This window comes from Microbacterium sp. NPDC089320, from assembly GCF_040684875.1.
Lineage (GTDB): Bacteria > Actinomycetota > Actinomycetes > Actinomycetales > Microbacteriaceae > Microbacterium.
Genome location: NZ_JBFBGY010000002.1, coordinates 480746 through 497329, shown reverse-complemented (window position 1 = coordinate 497329; position 16584 = coordinate 480746). Strand labels below are relative to the sequence as shown.

At 67.9% G+C, this 16584-nt stretch carries 17 protein-coding genes and 1 tRNA gene; 9 read left to right on the top strand and 9 right to left on the bottom strand.

Going from position 1 to position 16584, the window contains the following annotated elements; all coding sequences use genetic code 11:
* Complete coding sequence (locus AB0N61_RS06970; RefSeq protein ID WP_167944430.1) at positions 1–639, bottom strand: MBL fold metallo-hydrolase; 639 nt, start codon at positions 637–639, stop codon at positions 1–3.
* 153 nt (positions 640–792) lie between these two features.
* Here AB0N61_RS06970 and AB0N61_RS06965 point away from each other — a divergent pair.
* Positions 793–865, top strand: a tRNA-Glu gene (locus tag AB0N61_RS06965).
* 50 nt (positions 866–915) lie between these two features.
* On the opposite strand, the gene AB0N61_RS06960 is transcribed toward AB0N61_RS06965, so the two are convergent.
* The 4 genes from AB0N61_RS06960 to AB0N61_RS06945 form a co-directional block, all read right to left on the bottom strand.
* Positions 916–2160 (bottom strand): MFS transporter, encoded by a 1245-nt coding sequence (locus AB0N61_RS06960; protein WP_363362694.1) that lies wholly within the window; start codon positions 2158–2160, stop codon positions 916–918.
* A complete protein-coding gene (locus AB0N61_RS06955; RefSeq protein ID WP_363362693.1) occupies positions 2157–2705 on the bottom strand; it encodes a helix-turn-helix domain-containing protein in 549 nt (182 codons plus the stop codon). Before AB0N61_RS06955 ends, AB0N61_RS06960 begins: the two co-directional genes overlap by 4 nt.
* Positions 2706–2818: 113 nt before the next feature.
* Positions 2819–3901 (bottom strand): DUF4349 domain-containing protein, encoded by a 1083-nt coding sequence (locus tag AB0N61_RS06950; RefSeq protein WP_363362692.1) that lies wholly within the window; start codon positions 3899–3901, stop codon positions 2819–2821.
* Positions 3898–4452, bottom strand: coding sequence for an RNA polymerase sigma factor (locus tag AB0N61_RS06945; RefSeq protein WP_363362690.1), 555 nt, complete (start codon positions 4450–4452; stop codon positions 3898–3900). The genes AB0N61_RS06950 and AB0N61_RS06945 overlap by 4 nt, the downstream gene beginning before the upstream one ends.
* 245 nt (positions 4453–4697) lie before the next feature.
* Between AB0N61_RS06945 and AB0N61_RS06940 the strand changes: the two genes are divergently transcribed.
* Positions 4698–5702 carry a TerC/Alx family metal homeostasis membrane protein gene (locus tag AB0N61_RS06940; protein ID WP_167944425.1) on the top strand — a complete coding sequence of 335 codons (1005 nt, stop codon included), beginning with the start codon at positions 4698–4700 and terminating at the stop codon, positions 5700–5702.
* 51 nt (positions 5703–5753) lie between these two features.
* Here AB0N61_RS06940 and AB0N61_RS06935 read toward each other — a convergent pair whose 3' ends face one another.
* On the bottom strand, positions 5754–6347 hold the full coding sequence (locus AB0N61_RS06935; RefSeq protein WP_363362688.1) for an LON peptidase substrate-binding domain-containing protein: 594 nt from the start codon (positions 6345–6347) through the stop codon (positions 5754–5756).
* 37 nt (positions 6348–6384) lie between these two features.
* On the opposite strand from AB0N61_RS06935, the gene AB0N61_RS06930 reads away from it, so the two are divergent.
* A complete protein-coding gene (locus AB0N61_RS06930) occupies positions 6385–6882 on the top strand; it encodes a DUF427 domain-containing protein (protein WP_363362686.1) in 498 nt (165 codons plus the stop codon).
* Positions 6883–6899: 17 nt separating this feature from the next.
* On the opposite strand, the gene AB0N61_RS06925 is transcribed toward AB0N61_RS06930, so the two are convergent.
* Both AB0N61_RS06925 and AB0N61_RS06920 read right to left on the bottom strand, forming a co-directional pair.
* Positions 6900–8213, bottom strand: a complete 1314-nt coding sequence (locus AB0N61_RS06925) for an LLM class flavin-dependent oxidoreductase (RefSeq protein ID WP_363362684.1) — start codon at positions 8211–8213, stop codon at positions 6900–6902.
* Positions 8210–9505 (bottom strand): PLP-dependent transferase, encoded by a 1296-nt coding sequence (locus AB0N61_RS06920; protein WP_363362682.1) that lies wholly within the window; start codon positions 9503–9505, stop codon positions 8210–8212. Before AB0N61_RS06920 ends, AB0N61_RS06925 begins: the two co-directional genes overlap by 4 nt.
* 187 nt (positions 9506–9692) lie before the next feature.
* Between AB0N61_RS06920 and leuC the strand changes: the two genes are divergently transcribed.
* From leuC to AB0N61_RS06890, 6 genes are all read left to right on the top strand, one after another.
* Entirely contained in the window at positions 9693–11144 is a 1452-nt protein-coding gene (gene leuC, locus AB0N61_RS06915; RefSeq protein WP_363362680.1) for a 3-isopropylmalate dehydratase large subunit, read from the top strand.
* Between the two features lie 2 nt (positions 11145–11146).
* Positions 11147–11746 carry a 3-isopropylmalate dehydratase small subunit gene (gene leuD / locus AB0N61_RS06910; protein ID WP_167944414.1) on the top strand — a complete coding sequence of 200 codons (600 nt, stop codon included), beginning with the start codon at positions 11147–11149 and terminating at the stop codon, positions 11744–11746.
* A 64-nt stretch (positions 11747–11810) separates the two neighbouring features.
* Positions 11811–13178 carry a UDP-N-acetylglucosamine 1-carboxyvinyltransferase gene (murA, locus tag AB0N61_RS06905; protein ID WP_167944412.1) on the top strand — a complete coding sequence of 456 codons (1368 nt, stop codon included), beginning with the start codon at positions 11811–11813 and terminating at the stop codon, positions 13176–13178.
* The gene (locus tag AB0N61_RS06900) at positions 13175–13939 is read left to right on the top strand and encodes a lysophospholipid acyltransferase family protein (protein ID WP_363362677.1); all 765 of its coding nucleotides are present in this window, start codon (positions 13175–13177) and stop codon (positions 13937–13939) included. The genes murA and AB0N61_RS06900 overlap by 4 nt, the downstream gene beginning before the upstream one ends.
* On the top strand, positions 13929–15062 hold the full coding sequence (locus tag AB0N61_RS06895) for an NAD(P)H-dependent glycerol-3-phosphate dehydrogenase (protein WP_167944408.1): 1134 nt from the start codon (positions 13929–13931) through the stop codon (positions 15060–15062). The genes AB0N61_RS06900 and AB0N61_RS06895 overlap by 11 nt, the downstream gene beginning before the upstream one ends.
* Positions 14968–16050 carry a D-alanine--D-alanine ligase family protein gene (locus tag AB0N61_RS06890; RefSeq protein ID WP_363362675.1) on the top strand — a complete coding sequence of 361 codons (1083 nt, stop codon included), beginning with the start codon at positions 14968–14970 and terminating at the stop codon, positions 16048–16050. The genes AB0N61_RS06895 and AB0N61_RS06890 overlap by 95 nt, the downstream gene beginning before the upstream one ends.
* Before the next feature lie 11 nt (positions 16051–16061).
* Here AB0N61_RS06890 and AB0N61_RS06885 read toward each other — a convergent pair whose 3' ends face one another.
* Positions 16062–16568 (bottom strand): DUF3515 family protein, encoded by a 507-nt coding sequence (locus tag AB0N61_RS06885; protein ID WP_363362673.1) that lies wholly within the window; start codon positions 16566–16568, stop codon positions 16062–16064.
* Positions 16569–16584: the final 16 nt, after the last annotated feature.

Sequence of the window (16584 nt, the reverse complement as noted above, 5' to 3'; positions counted from 1 at the left end):
TCAGAGGTCGAGCGAGTCGCCCGGTTCGAGGATCGAGAACTCTCCGCCGCCCTGTTCGGTCGCCCACTGCAGTCGCTGCCGGTGCATCGTCTTGCCCGCGACCGACAGAGTCATGTCGTGCGTGCCGAACGCCCGCCGCGGCTTCACCGCCAACACGTAGTCCATGGCCTCGCCGATCTTCAGCCACGGCGCTCCGAGCGGAGCGGCGAGAGTGCCGACCTCGACGCCCTCGGGGACCGCGTACGAGTCGCCCGGGTAGTAGAGGGCGTCGTTGATCAATACGCCGACGTTCTCGACGACAGGCAGCGACGAGTGGATCACCTCATGCGAGCCGCCGAAGAAGCGGAGCGTGAACGGGCCGACCTCCACGGTGTCGCCCGGGGCGACCTCGGAGATGTCATAGCCGTCGGCTGCGCGAGCGACGCCCGCCGGCGCGTAGATCGGAGTGCCGGGGGCGGCGCGAAGGATCCGATCCAGATGCTCGGGAGTCCAGTGATCCGGGTGCTCATGGGTGATCACGACCGCGACGAGACCGGAGAGATCGCTCAGGGGAGACGTGAACGAGCCGGGATCGATGAGAAGGACGTCCTGGCCCTGCTGGATGCGAAGAGCGGCATGTTCGAATTTGGTGACGCGCATGAGATGAGTCAACTCCTTCACAGGCGCCCTGGCAAACTCCTGCCCACCCGCGCCACGCCCGGGATCAGCGGACTGCCCCGCTCGATTTGGCGACGTGAGAATCGTCGTGGCATACTTGAACAGTTGTCGCGGCACGGAAACGTTCCGCAAGACGGCCCCATCGTATAGCGGCCTAGTACGCTGCCCTCTCACGGCGGTAACGCGGGTTCGAATCCCGCTGGGGTCACAACGAGCGAAAGCCCTCGGTTCTCCGAGGGCTTTCGTCGTCTCCGGGCATCATGCCGACCCGGCGGCTCGCAGCGACATGGTGCGGAACGCGGGTGTGGTCAACGGGACGATCATCAGCGCCATCATCGCTCCGCCGAAGAGCGCGAACGGGACCCACAGGGCCGTCGTCGACGCGAGCATCCCGAATGCGGCCATCGCGAGCGGCATCAGACAATCGTCGCCCAGCCGCGTGAGGGACCCCATCCGCCCGAGGAAGGCCGTGTCGACGGTTGCCGAGAATGTGGCGCTCAACACCACCGACGCGTACCCGGCGGTCGCGCCGATCACGAAGGCGGACGCAGCGACGCCCCAGGCCGGACCCCAGCCGAGCGCGACGATCGCCGCGCCCTGCAGGACCAGAGCACGGAACCCCGCGCGTGCCTCGCGCAGCGGGCGCCATCGGGCGACAGAGACGGCGCCGAGCGCCGCGCCGAGTCCCAGCAGCGCCTCGAACAGCCCCACCGCCTGCGCGCCCCAGCCTTCGTCCTGTGCGCGGAGCGCGAGGCCGATCCCCACGGCAGGACCGACCGCGAGATTCAGTCCCGAGAGGGCGACGACCAGCGTGCGGGTCGTCGGGTTGCCCGCGAGGTGCCTGAATCCGCCGGCGATCTCTCGAAGAGCGGACTGTCGGTCTGCGCGGGCGAGCAGGAACCGCGGTCTGAGCCAGATCGCGATGAACGCGATGACGACGGCGAAGGTCACCGCGTTGATCGTCGCGCTTCCGACGAGTCCCGCGTAGGCGACGATCACACCGCCCACGGCGGCGCCGGCCATCGTTCCGAGTCGCGACGCGGTCTGCGAGAAAGCGCCGTAGGAGGACAGGTCGGTCGTTCGCACGAGTCGGCGGGCGATGGTGCCTGCCGAGGGCTCGTAGAACGCATCGCAGACGCCGAATGCGACGGCGGCGAAGAGGAGCGCCCCCACCGTGGGCGGCGCGGCGAGCATCCAGAGCGCGACCGTCACGAGAACGCAGACGCGGACGGCATTGAACAGCATCATCACGCGCCGCGCGTCCGAGCGGTCGGCGATCACCCCGCCGAACAGCAGCACGACCGCGCGTGGCAGGGTGCCGGCGGCGACGATGAGTCCTGCGACCGCGGGCGAGGCGGTCTGTACGGCGGTCCACGCAAGCGCGATGGTCCACAGTGCATCGCCGGCGTCCGAGAGCGCCTTGACGAGGATCCACGCATGGATCCGGTGGTCTCGTCGGAACGCCGGCGGCTCGGCGAGCTGCACCGGCTCTGCGGAGGTCATGGGGTGGTGGGGAAGGCGTGTGCGAAGAAGAAGATCGGCGTCCGCTTCTGCCCATCCTCGAGGTCGACCGCGACACGCCATTCGTTCAGTGCCGCCAGCAGCCGAGTGCTGAGGTCACGCAGTTCGTCGGGCGTCGCCCATGCCGTGATCTCGGTGTTCGAGGCGTCGTAGGCCGCGAAGGCCGGGTCGTCGTGCCGGCGCTGCCAGCGCTGGAGACGCTCGATCTGCATCCGGATGCTCTGCCGCTGAGCTTCACGCGCAAGGAGCGCGTCGGCAGGGGAGTCTGCGAAGTCTTCCGCCGACCAGGTCAGGCCGCGTCGGGCGACGGTCCACCAGCTCGTGCGCCGGTCACCCGCCGGGTCGTCGGCACGCTCGACGAGACCGGCCCGTTCCAGCATCCGCAGATGGTGGCTGATGCTGCCGACCTGGGTATCCAGCGCCCGCGAGAGCGTCGTCACCTTCGCCGTGCCGTAGAGCAGCAGATAGTCGTAGATACGTCGTCGCAGCGGGTGGTGCACGGCGGTGATGACCGAGATGTCTTCCATGGACGCCACGCTAGAAGCGGTCGACGATTCTCACAAGACTTCTTGTATACCGCGAAAAATCAACAGAGGAGGCGTCCTGGCAATCGCCGAGGACCCCTCCTTCGTCGACGGACTCAGCCCTCGCTGCCGGTGACGGGGGAACTGCGACGGTTGCGGCGCGCTCGGCGGATGATCCACACGACCAGCACGACCGACCCTGCGAGTGCGAGCCACGGCAGCAGGAAGCCGACCGAGATCACCAGTGCGTTCAGCGAGACCACGAGACCGTTCCACCCGGCGACCAGTCCATCGGAGAAGCCCGCAGGATCGGCCGAGGTCGGGGCCGCGGTGCGGGTCAGCTGCACGGACAGGCTCGACATCGCGACCTGATCCTCGAGCGCGGCGAGCTGCTGTTCGTAGGACTCGAGCTGTGCCTGACGGTCGGTGAGCGCGACCTCCGCCTCGATGAGCTCGGCGACGCTGCCGGTCTGAGACATCAGCTCGGTGAGTCGCTGGACGGATGCCTTGGTCGCGTCGACCCTCGCACGCAGATCGATCGCACTCGAGGTCACATCCTGCTGCGAGATCGAGGAGGAGAGCACCTCGCCCGATCCCGCCAGCTCATCGATCACGGCGGGGAGATCGGCCGACGGCACGCGGATGCTGATCCAGCCGCTCCTGGAGCCGTCCGCCGCCGGGTCGGAGGTGTCGTCGACCACGAGACTTCCGCCGATCTCGGTGCTCTCGACATAGCCGCCGTACGATTCGGCCAGTGCTCCGATCGCCGCGGCAGCGTCCGCGATGTCGTTCACCTCCACGGTCGCGTTGGCGGTGGCGATGATCTCACGATCGCCCTCGACGGCATCTCCGGCGACTGCGCCCGATTCGGCGGAATCGGCCAGACCGGACGGGGCGCTCTGGTCGGCAGCGCCCGAGCGCGATTCCTCCGTCACGATGGCACCTCCGCCGTCGGCCGAGCTCGTCGCAGAACCGCCGACGGCGTCGAGGATCGGCGGCGTGATGAGGACCCCGACGACGAACGCGGCGGCGATGCCGGTGGCCGTGAGCCATCGACGCCGACGAGCCCGACTCTGCTTCTCTGCGGGCGCCTGCCGCGGCCGTTCGGCGGCGATGCCGTCGAACACGGCCCTCTCGATGCGGTCGACCGCGGCATCGGTGAGCTCGGGCAGCTGCTCGGTGCTGTTCTTCTCGTTCATGCGTCTCTCGCTTCCTTCACGGCACCGCGCAGTCGGGTGCGGACTCGGGAGAGACGGTTCCGGACGATGGCGTGGCTGACTCCGAGCTCCTCCGCGGCAGCCTGATAGGCGTAACCCTCTGCCGCGCAGAGCCGGAAGATCGCGCGATCGAGGTCACTCAGGGTTCCGACCTCCGCCGCGATCCGCTCAGCGAGGTCGGCCGTGATCACCTGTTCCTCCACGCTGACCGTCGACGGGAGGCTCTCGTCGACCGCGTCCGCCGTATGGGCACGATCGCGTCTGTGCTGGCGCAGACGATTCGCGGCCTGGAAGCGGCAGATCGTCGCGAGCCAGGGGAGGATGGAGTCTCCCTGCAGCTCGAACCCCGGCAGCTTCCGCCAGGCCGTGACGAAGGTCTCCTGCGTCACGTCCTCGGCATCCGCGGCGCCGACGATCCCGTGCGCCATCCAGTAGACCGGGCGGACGTACGCACGGTACAGCTCGCGGAAGGCGCTCTCGTCTCCCGCCGCGGCCTGCGCCGCCACTCTCTGGTCATTCGTCTGCACTGGCATCCCGATTCCGTTCGGTGTCTCTCACCCAGGAAGTGTCGGACGACGTCCCATCGTCTCAGATCCGTCTGACGACGACCGCGCCGTCGTCGACTCCGCTAGCATTGCTGACGCGAGAGGGAGTATCCCGCAAGCGCATCCACCGTCATCACGAGCAGCGACGTCGTTGCTCCGGTCGTGCGACGCACTCTGTGCGTGGGAGAGACTTTCGGCGTTGTTCCGACCCTCCCGAAAGGTGCTGTACGCCCTTGGAAATCCCCGTCTGGTTCGAGATCACCTCGATGATCGTGCTCACGATCATCCTGATCGGCGACCTGCTGCTCATCCGACTCCGGCCGCACATCCCCTCGACGAAGGAGTCGACGCTGTGGGTCGTGTTCTACGTCGGACTCGCACTGCTGTTCGCGGTCCTCCTGGGGAACGTCGGAGGATGGCGCAACGCCGGTGACTTCATCACGGGCTGGGCGCTGGAATACAGCCTCTCGATCGACAACCTCTTCGTCTTCGTGCTGATCATGGCGCAGTTCGCGGTGCCGCGCCGCCTGCAGCAGCAGACGCTGATGGTCGGCATCATCATCGCCCTCGTGCTCCGTGGTGCATTCATCCTCGTCGGCGTCACGATCGTCGAGCACTTCTCGCCGATCTTCTACATCTTCGGCGCATTCCTGATCTACACCGCGATCAAGCAGGCGATGCCCGAGGGCGAGCACGAAGACGATGTGAAGAAGGAGAACTTCATCGTGCGGCTGATCCGCCGCCGCATCGACATCAGCGAGACATACGACGGCTCGAAGCTGCGGACGACGGTCGACGGCAAGCGCATGTGGACGCCCATGGTGATCGTCTTCATCACGATCGGCGTGACGGATCTCATCTTCGCGATCGACTCGATCCCGGCGATCTTCGAGATCACGACGAACGGGTTCCTCGTCTTCGCCGCGAACATCTTCGCGCTCATGGGTCTGCGCCAGCTCTACTTCCTGCTCGGCGACCTGCTCGATCGCCTGCGCTACCTCCACTACGGCATCGCGGTGATCCTCGGCTTCATCGGCATCAAGCTGATCCTGCACGCGCTGCACGAGAACGAGCTGCCGTTCATCAACGGCGGGCAGCCCGTCGAATGGGTTCCCGACATCGACAACATGGTGTCGCTGGGTGTCATCGTCGTCGCGATGTCGGTGGCGACCGTCGCCAGCCTCATCGCCTCATCGCGCGAGAAGCGAGCGCAGCGGGTCGGCCCGACGGTGGAGTGAGTGCGCCGCTCTCTGCGATGCGAGGGGTGCCGGTGAAGTGTGACGGACGTGTCACTCCGCTGACCACAGGAGCTCGGCTTCGAGCGTGAGGTCGATCACCTGACGCAGCAGAGCGCCGACCGTGGTCGATTGCAGCAGCGTGTACTGGTCGTATTCGCCCAGCGGTGCGATCGCGGCGAGCTGCCAGGAGGCGGCGAGCGGGTCGTCAGAGAGCTCGGTCTCGGCATCCCAGGGCGAGTCCGTACGCGCGAGCACCCGACGAACGATCGCCTCGGCCTCCCTGCGCAGGGGAGCGAGGGCGTCGTTCCATGTCAGCTCCCGCAGCTCCGCCACCTCGGCGCGTGGGTAGGGAGAGTCCTCGAGCCAGTGCGTGACGCTGAAGCGCGACGTGCCGACCGCCATGGTGTGCAGCACCTCGGCGTCGGCGGCCACGCTCACCAGCCGCGCCATCGTCCCCACTCCGCTGCGTCGATCGCCGCCGCCGACCTCATGGCCGCGCTCGATGAGCACGACGCCGAACTGCGGGTGGTCCTCCTCCAGCAGCTGCCCGATCATCGTGAGGTACCGCGGCTCGAAGACGCGGAGCGGAAGGGGGGTGTAGGGAAAGAGCACCGACCCCAACGGGAACATCGGTATTTCTGACATGGCCCCCAGTCAACACCGTGCGACGTACAGTGAACAGATGCGCCGCCCTCGCCCTCTCGTGCCGTCGCCCGGTCAGGAGTCCGTCTGGGACTATCCTCGACCGCCGAGGGTCGAGAACATCGCCGAGCGAATCACCATACGCCTGGGCGGTCAGCTCATCGCCGAGACCCGGAACGCGGTGCGCGTCCTCGAGACCAGCCATCCTCCCGTGTACTACCTGCCGATCGCCGACTTCATCGCGGGCTCGCTCTCGGATGCGCCGGGCTCCTCGTTCTGTGAGTTCAAGGGCGCTGCGCGCTACCTTGACGTTCTCGGCGGAAGCCAGGTGGCGAGGGGAGCGGCGTGGAACTACCCGAACCCTTCTCGCGGCTTCGAGGTCTTGGCAGAGCGGGTCGCCGTCTACGCGGGGCCCATGGACGAGTGCACCGTCGCAGGTGAGATCGTCACGCCGCAGCCGGGCGGGTTCTACGGCGGATGGGTCACGTCGAGGGTCGTCGGCCCCTTCAAGGGGGAACCGGGCACCATGGGCTGGTGACCCTGTCGGCCGGTGGGTCAGAACGCGCGCAGGTTCGCCTGAAGGCCTCCGTCGAGGTAGTCCCTGCGCAGGATTCCGCGGCGTCGCAGCACGGGAACGAGTTCGTCGAGCGTCCGATGCAGTGTGACGGGGTGGAAGTCGCCCCACAGCAGCACGCCGTCGTTGCCCCAGTCGCCGAGCTCTTCGATCAGGTCGGCGAATTCCTCGGCCGTGCCGACGAATCCCGAGCGATCGGAGATACGGCCCGTTCGAGCGAGGGCCGCGAGATGGGCTCTCAGCGGCGCATCCTCTCCACGGTCGCCGATCAGACGCTGGATGCTGCCGCGCGAGACGTGCTCGCCGAAGACCGAGATGTCGAGGGGGCGGTCGAGGTCGAGTGCGGTGAGATCGGTCTCGAGATCGCTGGACTGCTTGCGCGCGATCTGCACGAGGGCGACGTCGTCGGGATGCGCAGACGCGGCGACGATACGATCGGCCTCCTCAGCGGAGGAGGTGATCACGGGCTGGATCGCGAACAGGATCTTGATGTCGTCGGGCGAGCGGCCGGCGGCGGTCGCCGCATCGCGGATCTTCGCGCGGTACGCGCGCACCGAGGCCTCGTCCAGCGGCGCGAGGGCGAGCTGCACGTCGGAGTTGGCGCCGGCGAATCCGAGGCCCCGACCGGAGCCGCCGGGGGACACGATCGCCGGCTCCCCATCAGTGAACGGCACGGCGTTCAGCGGCCCGTCGAACGCGAAATGCGTTCCGCGGTGCTGCACGGCGCGCAGTCTCGACCCGTCGGCGAACACGTCGGTCTCGCGATCGCGGATCAGCGCACCGTCGTCCCAGCTGCGCCAGAGAGCGCGGATGCCGGCGAGCCATTCCTCAGCCCGGTCGTAGGCGGCGTCGTGCCCGAGCTGCTCCGCGGCGGAGAAGTGACGCGCGCTGCCGGTGTCGGTCACCACGTTGAGCCCGAGGCGGTGGCCGCTGAGGTGCTGCAGGGTGGAGAACTGTCGTGCCGCCGTGTACGGGAGGTACGCGGCCGGGTTCACGGTGGGCACGACACCCAGGTGATGAGTCGCCTGGAAGAGATACGGAGCCAGCAGCAGGGGGTCGTGCTTGGGGCCGCCGAACGCATGGCGCACGCGGAGGTCGATGGTGTCGGGCGAGCCGAGTGACGGGGCGTCCTCGATGATGACGAGGTCGAATCCGGCCTGCTCGAGCGTGCGAGCCGCCTCCTGGTAGATCTCGGGTCGGGTCCAGTCGTAGTCCCAGTCCAGCGAGGGGAAGCCCCACCCCTGCGGACCGAAGCCCCGGGCCAGGAACCACCCGAAGTGCTGGGGCCTGGTCATGCGACCGCCTCGCGTGCGGGTTCCAGCACTCGGGCAAGGTCGGCGAGGAGGTCGGCGACGTCCTCGATGCCGACCGACAGCCGCAGGGTCCCCGGCTGAACTCCGAGGATGTCGCGCTCTGCCGGTGTCCGATGCGAGTGGCTGGTGGTCGCGGGGTGCAGCACCAGCGAGCGCACGTCGCCGATGTGGGTCATGTGGGTGAAGACCTCCACACTCTCGACGAAGTCGCGTGCGGCGTCGAGGCCCCCGCGGAGCGTGAAGGTGAAGATCGATCCGTACCCGCTGGAGAGGTACGTGTCGGCGAGACCGTGGTCGGGATGCGTGTCGAGCCCGACGTAGTCGACACTCTCGACCGCCTCCTGGGAGGCGAGCCAGCGAGCCACCTCGAGCGCATTCCGCGACTGACGCTCGACGCGCAGACCGAGGGTCTCGGCGCCCTGACCGATCAGGAACGCGTTGAGCGGAGAGGGGGACGCGCCGAACCGCGGCGCGACGGACTCGCGTGCGTACGCGATGCGCGCATTGCCCCCGTGGCGCGACGCCACGCTCGGGAACCCGCCGCGTCCCGGGAGCACCAGGTGCGGGGCGTTGTGTCCTGCCTTCGCCGCGTCGAAACGACCGTCGTCGAGGATCACACCGCCGAGCACCGACCCGTGGCCGGCGAGGAACTTCGAGGCGGAGTGCACGACCATGGCGGCACCGTGCTCGATCGGACGCAGCAGGAAGGGCGTCGCGAGGGTGTTGTCGACGATGAGCGGGATCGCGAACTCGTCGGCGACGGCGCTCACGGCCGAGATGTCGAGGATGTCGTTGCGAGCGTTCGCGATGGATTCGCCGAACAGTGCCCGGGTGGTGGGGCGGATCGCGTCCCGCCACGCCTGGGGGTCGGCGATGTCGTCGATGAATGTCGTCTCGATGCCGAGGCGTGCGAGGTTGTCGAGCAGAAGCCCTCGGGTTCCTTCATAGATGTGCGTCGACGAGACGATGTGATCGCCCGCTCCGGCGACCGTCAGCAGGGCGGTGACGACCGCGGCCTGGCCGCTCGCGACGAGCACCGCCTCCGCGGCGGATTCGAGCGCGGCGAGCTGCCGCTCGACAGCGCGCACGGTGGGATTCCCGGTGCGCGTGTACCCGAATCCCGCACCGGTCCCGAAGTGGTCGGCGGCGTGGTCGAAGTCGTCGAACTCGAATCCCGCCGTCAGGTAGATCGGCGTGGCCCTCGACGATGCAGGCCCCTGATGGCGGGCGGCGTGAACCGCTCTCGTGGCGAAGCCGGTGCTGTCGTCGGTCATGCTGGTGCCTCTCGAAGGTGCGGGTGACAGTAGCGTGTCACGCGGAGACTCGGCGTGCTGAAGCGGTGGTAATCTGACGTCATGCGGATCGTGCTCCTTCTTAGCGGCCGCGACGAGACCTCGTTCTGAGCCCCTCCTCGTCGCGGAGTCCATCGTGGGCCGAACCGCCAGCTTCAGGAGAAACGCCATGAACACCCCCGCATCAGACACCGCTCCCGTACGCCCCAGGACCCTCGCCGAGAAGGTCTGGGACGACCATCTCGTCGTCAAGGGCGAGGACGGTGAGCCGGACCTCATCTACATCGACCTGCACCTGGTGCACGAGGTGACGAGCCCGCAGGCGTTCGACGGTCTGCGATCGGAGGGGCGTCCGCTGCGTCGCCTCGATCTGACGATCGCGACCGAAGACCACAACACGCCGACGTGGGACATCGACAAGCCCATCGCCGACCTCACGAGCCGCACGCAGATCGAGACGCTGCGCCGCAACGCCGCCGAATTCGGTGTGCGTCTGCATTCGCTCGGCGACTCCGAGCAGGGCATCGTCCACGTGGTGGGCCCGCAGCTCGGTCTCACGATGCCCGGCATCACGGTGGTCTGCGGCGACTCGCACACCTCGACGCACGGCGCGTTCGGGGCCATGGCATTCGGCATCGGCACGAGCGAGGTCGAGCACGTCATGGCGACGCAGACCCTGCCTCTGAAGCCGTTCAAGACCATGGCGATCAACGTCGAGGGCACGCTGCGCCCCGGCGTCACGGCGAAGGACATCATCCTCGCGGTGATCGCGAAGATCACCACGGGCGGCGGTCAGGGCTACGTCCTGGAATTCCGCGGCAGCGCGATCCGCGCGCTGTCGATGGAGGGCCGCATGACCATCTGCAACATGTCGATCGAGGCCGGTGCGCGCGCAGGCATGGTCGCGCCCGACGAGACGACCTTCGAGTACCTGAAGGGTCGACCCCACGCTCCGAAGGGCCAGGACTGGGACGACGCCGTCGCGTATTGGCGAACGCTGCCGACCGATGAGGGCGCGACCTTCGACGCAGAGGTGTTCATCGACGCCGACGAGCTCGAGCCGTTCGTGACCTGGGGCACGAACCCCGGCCAGGGCAGCTCGCTGTCGGCAGCCGTCCCCGACCCGGCTGAGATCGCCGACGCCAACGAGCGCGCAGCGGCCGAACGGGCGCTCGAGTACATGGATCTGACACCGGGCACTCCGCTCAAGGAGGTTCCGGTCGACGCTGTCTTCATGGGCTCGTGCACCAACAGCCGCATCGAAGACCTGCGCGCCTTCGCGTCGATCGTCAAGGGCAAGAAGAAGGCAGACGGTGTCCGCGTCATGGTCGTTCCCGGGTCTGCTCGGGTGCGCCTCGAGGCCGAGGCCGAGGGGCTCGACCAGGTCATCGAGGACTTCGGTGCCGAGTGGCGGTTCGCGGGGTGCTCGATGTGCCTCGGGATGAACCCCGATCAGCTCGCTCCGGGGGAACGCTGCGCATCGACCTCCAACCGCAACTTCGAGGGCCGGCAGGGCAAGGGCGGCCGCACGCATCTGGTGTCGCCGCTCGTCGCCGCCGCGACCGCGATCCGCGGAACCCTGTCGAGCCCCAGTGACCTGTTCGAGATGGCGGAGGCCTGATCATGGAGAAGTTCACCACCCACACCGGCATCGCAGCTCCGCTGAAGCGCTCGAACGTCGACACGGACCAGATCATCCCTGCGGTGTTCCTCAAGCGGGTCACGAAAACGGGCTTCGAGGACGCGCTGTTCCACGGCTGGCGTCAGGATCCCGATTTCGTGCTCAACCAGCCGGTCTTCCAGGGCGCGTCGGTGCTGGTCGCGGGCCCGGATTTCGGCACCGGATCGAGCCGTGAGCACGCGGTCTGGGCGTTGCGCGACTTCGGCTTCGCGGTGGTCCTGAGCCCGCGATTCGCCGACATCTTCCGGGGCAACTCGGGCAAGCAGGGACTCCTCGCAGCCACCATCTCCGAAGAGGACCTCGAGCGGATCTGGGCCGAGATCGACCGGAATCCCGGGGCCTCGATCACCGTCGACCTCGAGGCGCGGGTCGCGACGATCGGCGAGATCCAGGCTGACCTCGGGATCGACGATTACACTAGATGGCGGCTCCTTGAAGGGCTCGATGACATCGGGCTCACGCTGCGCAACGAAGACAAGATCGCGCAGTTCGAGGCCCGTCGCGAGTCGTGGCGGCCCCGGACCCTTCCCGTTCAGCAGTGAACGGCGGGGCGGGGGAGCCGAGGGCGACCCCGCCCCGAATCCGTTGAATGAAGTGAGGCTCCGAATGACGACACCTGTGCGCGACGCTCTTCCGGACGGAGTTCCCCCACTCACCGGAGACGTCCTCGCCATTCGCGGTGGACGCCCGCTGCGCGGCCGCGTCGACGTCAAGGGCGCGAAGAATCTCGCGACCAAGGCGATGGTCGCCTCCCTCCTCGGCGAGACCGTCAGTGTGCTCCGCGATGTACCGGCCATCAGTGACGTCGCGGTCGTCCGTTCCCTGCTCGAGGTCCACGGTGTGCGGGTCTCGGACGGCGACGAGCCAGGTGCTCTCGTCTTCGACCCCAGCGATGTGGAGTCGGCGCATTTCGAGGAGATCGATGCCCACGCCGGTGCCTCGCGCATCCCGATCCTCTTCTGCGGTCCGCTGCTGCACCGTCTCGGTCAGGCCTTCATCCCCGACCTCGGCGGCTGCCGCATCGGCGACCGCCCGATCGACTTCCACCTGGACGCGCTCCGCAAGTTCGGCGCGATCGTCGAGAAGCTGCCCAGCGGCATCCGCCTCTCGACGGGCGGCTCCCGTCTGCACGGCGCGAACATCCACCTGCCGTACCCGAGCGTCGGAGCCACCGAGCAGGTGCTGCTGACCGCCGTCCGCGCCGAGGGCACGACAGAGCTTCGCAACGCCGCGATCGAGCCCGAGATCATGGACCTGATCGCCGTGCTGCAGAAGATGGGCGCGATCATCTCCTACGAGCCGAACCGCGTCATCCTCATCGAGGGCGTCGAGACGCTTCGCGGCTACGATCACCGGTCGATCTTCGACCGCAACGAGGCTGCCTCCTGGGCGTCCGCCGCGCTGGCGACCGACGGCGAGATCTTCGTCGGCGGAGCGAAGCAGCAGGAGATGCTGACCTTCCTCAACGTCTTCCGCAAGGCCGGCGGCTGGTTCGACATCCAGGAGGACGGCATCCTCTTCCGTCGTGACGGCGAGCTCAAGCCCGTCGTCGTCGAGACCGATGTGCACCCCGGCTTCATGACGGACTGGCAGCAGCCGCTCGTGGTGGCGCTGACCCAGGCGAACGGTCGATCGGTCGTGCACGAGACGGTCTACGAGAACCGTCTCGGCTTCACCGACGCGCTCGTCAAGATGGGCGCGGACATCGTCGTGCATCCCCGTGGGCTGCAGGATGGACCGCGCCGCGTCCCGCGACGCGATCTCGAGCAGGCTGCGGTCATCACCGGGCCGACGCCGCTGCATGCCGCTGACATCGTCGTTCCCGACCTTCGCGGTGGATACAGCCATGTCATCGCGGCGCTGACCGCCGAGGGCGAGTCGAGGGTGTCCGGAGTCGACATCCTCAGCCGCGGGTATGAGAAGTTCCTCGCCAAGCTCGATGCCGTGGGCGCCGACTTCGACGTCATCCGGTGACCGTCGTGGGTTCTCGCTCGACGGAGACCACGCGACCCAGTGCGTTCTGGCCGGTCGCGGCGATCGCCGTACCCCTGATCTCGCTCGTCGCGAAGCTCCGAATCACGGGAGGCGAGAAGCTTCCGCGTGAGGGCGCGTACGTGCTCGCTCCGAACCACTACTCCGAGTTCGATCCGCTCGTGGTCGCACTCGCGGTGTGGCGCATCGGCCGTGCGCCGCGCTTCATGGCGAAGGAGAGTCTCTTCAAGGTGCCCGTGCTCGGTGCGGTGCTCCGTGCGACGGGGATGATCCCGGTCGCTCGCGCGTCGTCGGCATCAGCGGCGAAGCAGACACTCGCGCAGTCGGCCGAGCTCGTCGAGCACGGTCGCGGCGTGATCGTCTATCCGGAGGGCACGCTGACTCGTGATCCCGACATGTGGCCGATGCGCGGGAAGTCCGGAGCGGTCCGGCTCGCGCTGACCGACGGCATCCCGCTCATTCCGATGGCTCACTGGGGCACGCAGAAGATCATGGCGCGCTACCAGAAGGGTCTCAGCCTCTGGCCCCTGCGCAAGCCCGTGGATGTCATCATCGGGGATCCTGTGGACCTGTCCGACCTCCGCGGCCGTGCAGGCGAGGCATCGGCGCTGAATGAGGCCACCGACCGACTGATGCAGGCGATCACCGCCCTGCTCGAGGATCTGCGCGACGAGAAGGCTCCCGCCGAGCGCTGGAACCCGTCGGCCCACGGACAGAAGGAGACGGGTCGCCTTGACTCCTAAGCGCAACGCCCCCGCGGGGCCACGCGTCGCGGTGATCGGTGCCGGCAGCTGGGGCACCACCTTCGGGAAGATCCTCGCCGACGGCGGGTCGCAGGTCACGATGTGGGCGCGCCGGGCCGAGCTCGCTCATGAGATCGACGAGGCCAAGCGCAATTCCCGCTACCTGCCCGGCATCAACCTGCCGCGCACCATGTCGGCGACCCATGAGCTCGCGATCGCGTTGCGTGATGTCGACCAGGTGTACCTGTCGGTCCCCAGCCAGTCGTTGCGCGAGAACCTCAAGGCTCTCCGACCGCTGCTCGCCGACAACGACGCGAAGATCGTCAGCCTGATGAAGGGCGTCGAGCGCACGACAGGCCTGCGCATGAGCCAGGTCATCGAGCAGGAGCTGCGCTGTGATCCCGATCGCATCGCGGTCGCGTCCGGTCCCAACCTGGCGCTCGAGATCGCTCGTGAACAGCCCACTGCCGCTGTGATCTCCTCGCGCAGCCAGGAGACCGCCGAAGAGGTGGCGCGCGCAGCGCGGAACAGCTACTTCCGCACCTTCGTGAACACCGACGTGATCGGCACGGAGTTCGGGGGAGTCCTGAAGAACCTCATCGCCGTGGCGATCGGGATCGTCGACGGCGTCGGATACGGCGAGAACACCAAGGCGTCGATCATCACCCGAGGACTCGTCGAGATGACCGATTTCGCCGTGGCCAACGGCGCTCACCCCGAGACCCTGCAGGGGCTTGCGGGCCTGGGGGACCTCATCGCGACGTGTCAGTCCCCGCTGAGCCGCAACAACACGGCCGGGCGCCTGCTCGGCCAGGGATACAGCTTCCAAGACGTCGTGAAGCAGATGCAGCAGACGGCAGAGGGCCTCGCCTCCGTGGCGCCCGTGCTGCAGCTCGCCCGCGAATCCGACGTGCACATGCCCATCGTCGAGCAGGTGAAGATGGTGCTCGACGGCAAGATGAATCCCCGTGACATCGCACCCCACCTGACGACGGACGACGACACCCCGCAGGGTGAGAGGACCAACCATGGACAAGCAGACGGTGGTGGTGCTCTTCGGCGGGCGCTCCAGCGAGCATTCGATCAGTTCCGCAACGGCGGGAGGGGTGCTGGGCGCGATTGATCGGGACCGCTACGCGGTGATCCCGGTCGGGATCACCCGCGAGGGCGCCTTCGTCCTCGAGGATGACGACCCGGCGAAGTTCCCGCTGGATGCCGCTCATCTGCCCGAGGTCGCCGACAACGGCACCCGCGTTCTGTGGCCCGAGCCCGGCGGAGACCGCACGCTGCGGGTGGTGCGCCCGGACGGCACGACGGAGGGACTCGGCGAGGTCGACATCGTGCTGCCGATCCTGCATGGCCCTCACGGCGAAGACGGAACCATCCAGGGGTACTTCGACACCCTCGAGGTGCCATACGCCGGTGGCGGTGTGCTCGACTCGGCGCTGTGCATGGACAAGCACTTCATGAAGATCGCCCTGCGTGCTGCCGGCATCTCGGTCGCGGCGGGGATCACCGTGCGAGCGCGCGAGTGGGAGCAGGGCGCCGACTCGGTCCGCGCGGCTGCGGCCGAGCTCGAGCTCCCGCTCTTCGTGAAGCCGGCACGCGCCGGGTCCAGCGTCGGCGTCTCCAAGGTCGAGAGCCCGAGCGAGCTCGATGCCGCGCTCGCGATCGCCTTCGCCGAAGACGACAAGGTCCTCATCGAGACGGGAATCGTCGGCAGGGAGATCGAGGTCGCGGTGCTCGAAGGAGCCGACGGCGTCCGTGCCTCGCTTCCGGGCGAGATCGTGCTCACGACCCGCGGTTTCTACGACTTCGAGGGAAAGTATCTCGGCGGCGACGGCGTCGACGTCGTGTGCCCGGCCGAGCTCGAGGACTCCGAGGTCGCCGCGATCCAGGACGCGGCGATCCGTGCGTTCGAGGCGGTGGACGGGCGGGGTCTCGCGCGCGTCGACATGTTCCTCACATCGACGGGCGAACTGGTCGTGAACGAGCTGAACACCATGCCCGGATTCACACCGATCTCGATGTTCCCGAAGTGCTGGGTGGCATCCGGGCTCAGCTACGGCGACCTGATCTCCGAGTTGATCGAGGCGGGCCTTCGCCGCTGATCATCCGGTGCTCAGCCCTCGGTCGATCCCTCATCAGGGGCGTCGTCCGTGGGCACCCGGTCGGTGCAGCGCGCCGTCGCCGGCTGAAGGCCTGACCGGATGCTGGTCGAGAGGCTCTCCACCACCGTGCGGAAGTCGATCTCCTCACCGCGGCGGATGATCACCTCGATGGCGGGCTCGCGACCGTAGGTCACGAGACGCTGGCGATCCTCCTCCTGGTCGAGCACGAGCCAGTCGACGCCGCCGATAGTGGTGCACACCTCTGTCGACGGTGCGGGCGGCTCGACGCCGCAGCGCAGCACGACAGTGGGGTCGCCCCATGCTCCGGTCGCCTGAGCGTCGGTCCACACCCGATCGAGGTCGCCGACCGCGTCGGGGAGCAACACGGACACCTCGGCGCAGGCAGGGTCGTTCGCACTCTCGGCCGGCCCGAGATGAATCGTCGTGGAGCAGCCGGACAGAGCTGCGACGAGGGCCAGCGAGCCCGCGACGACGGGGAGACGGCGAGAGCGGGGCATGCATCCAGGCTACCTT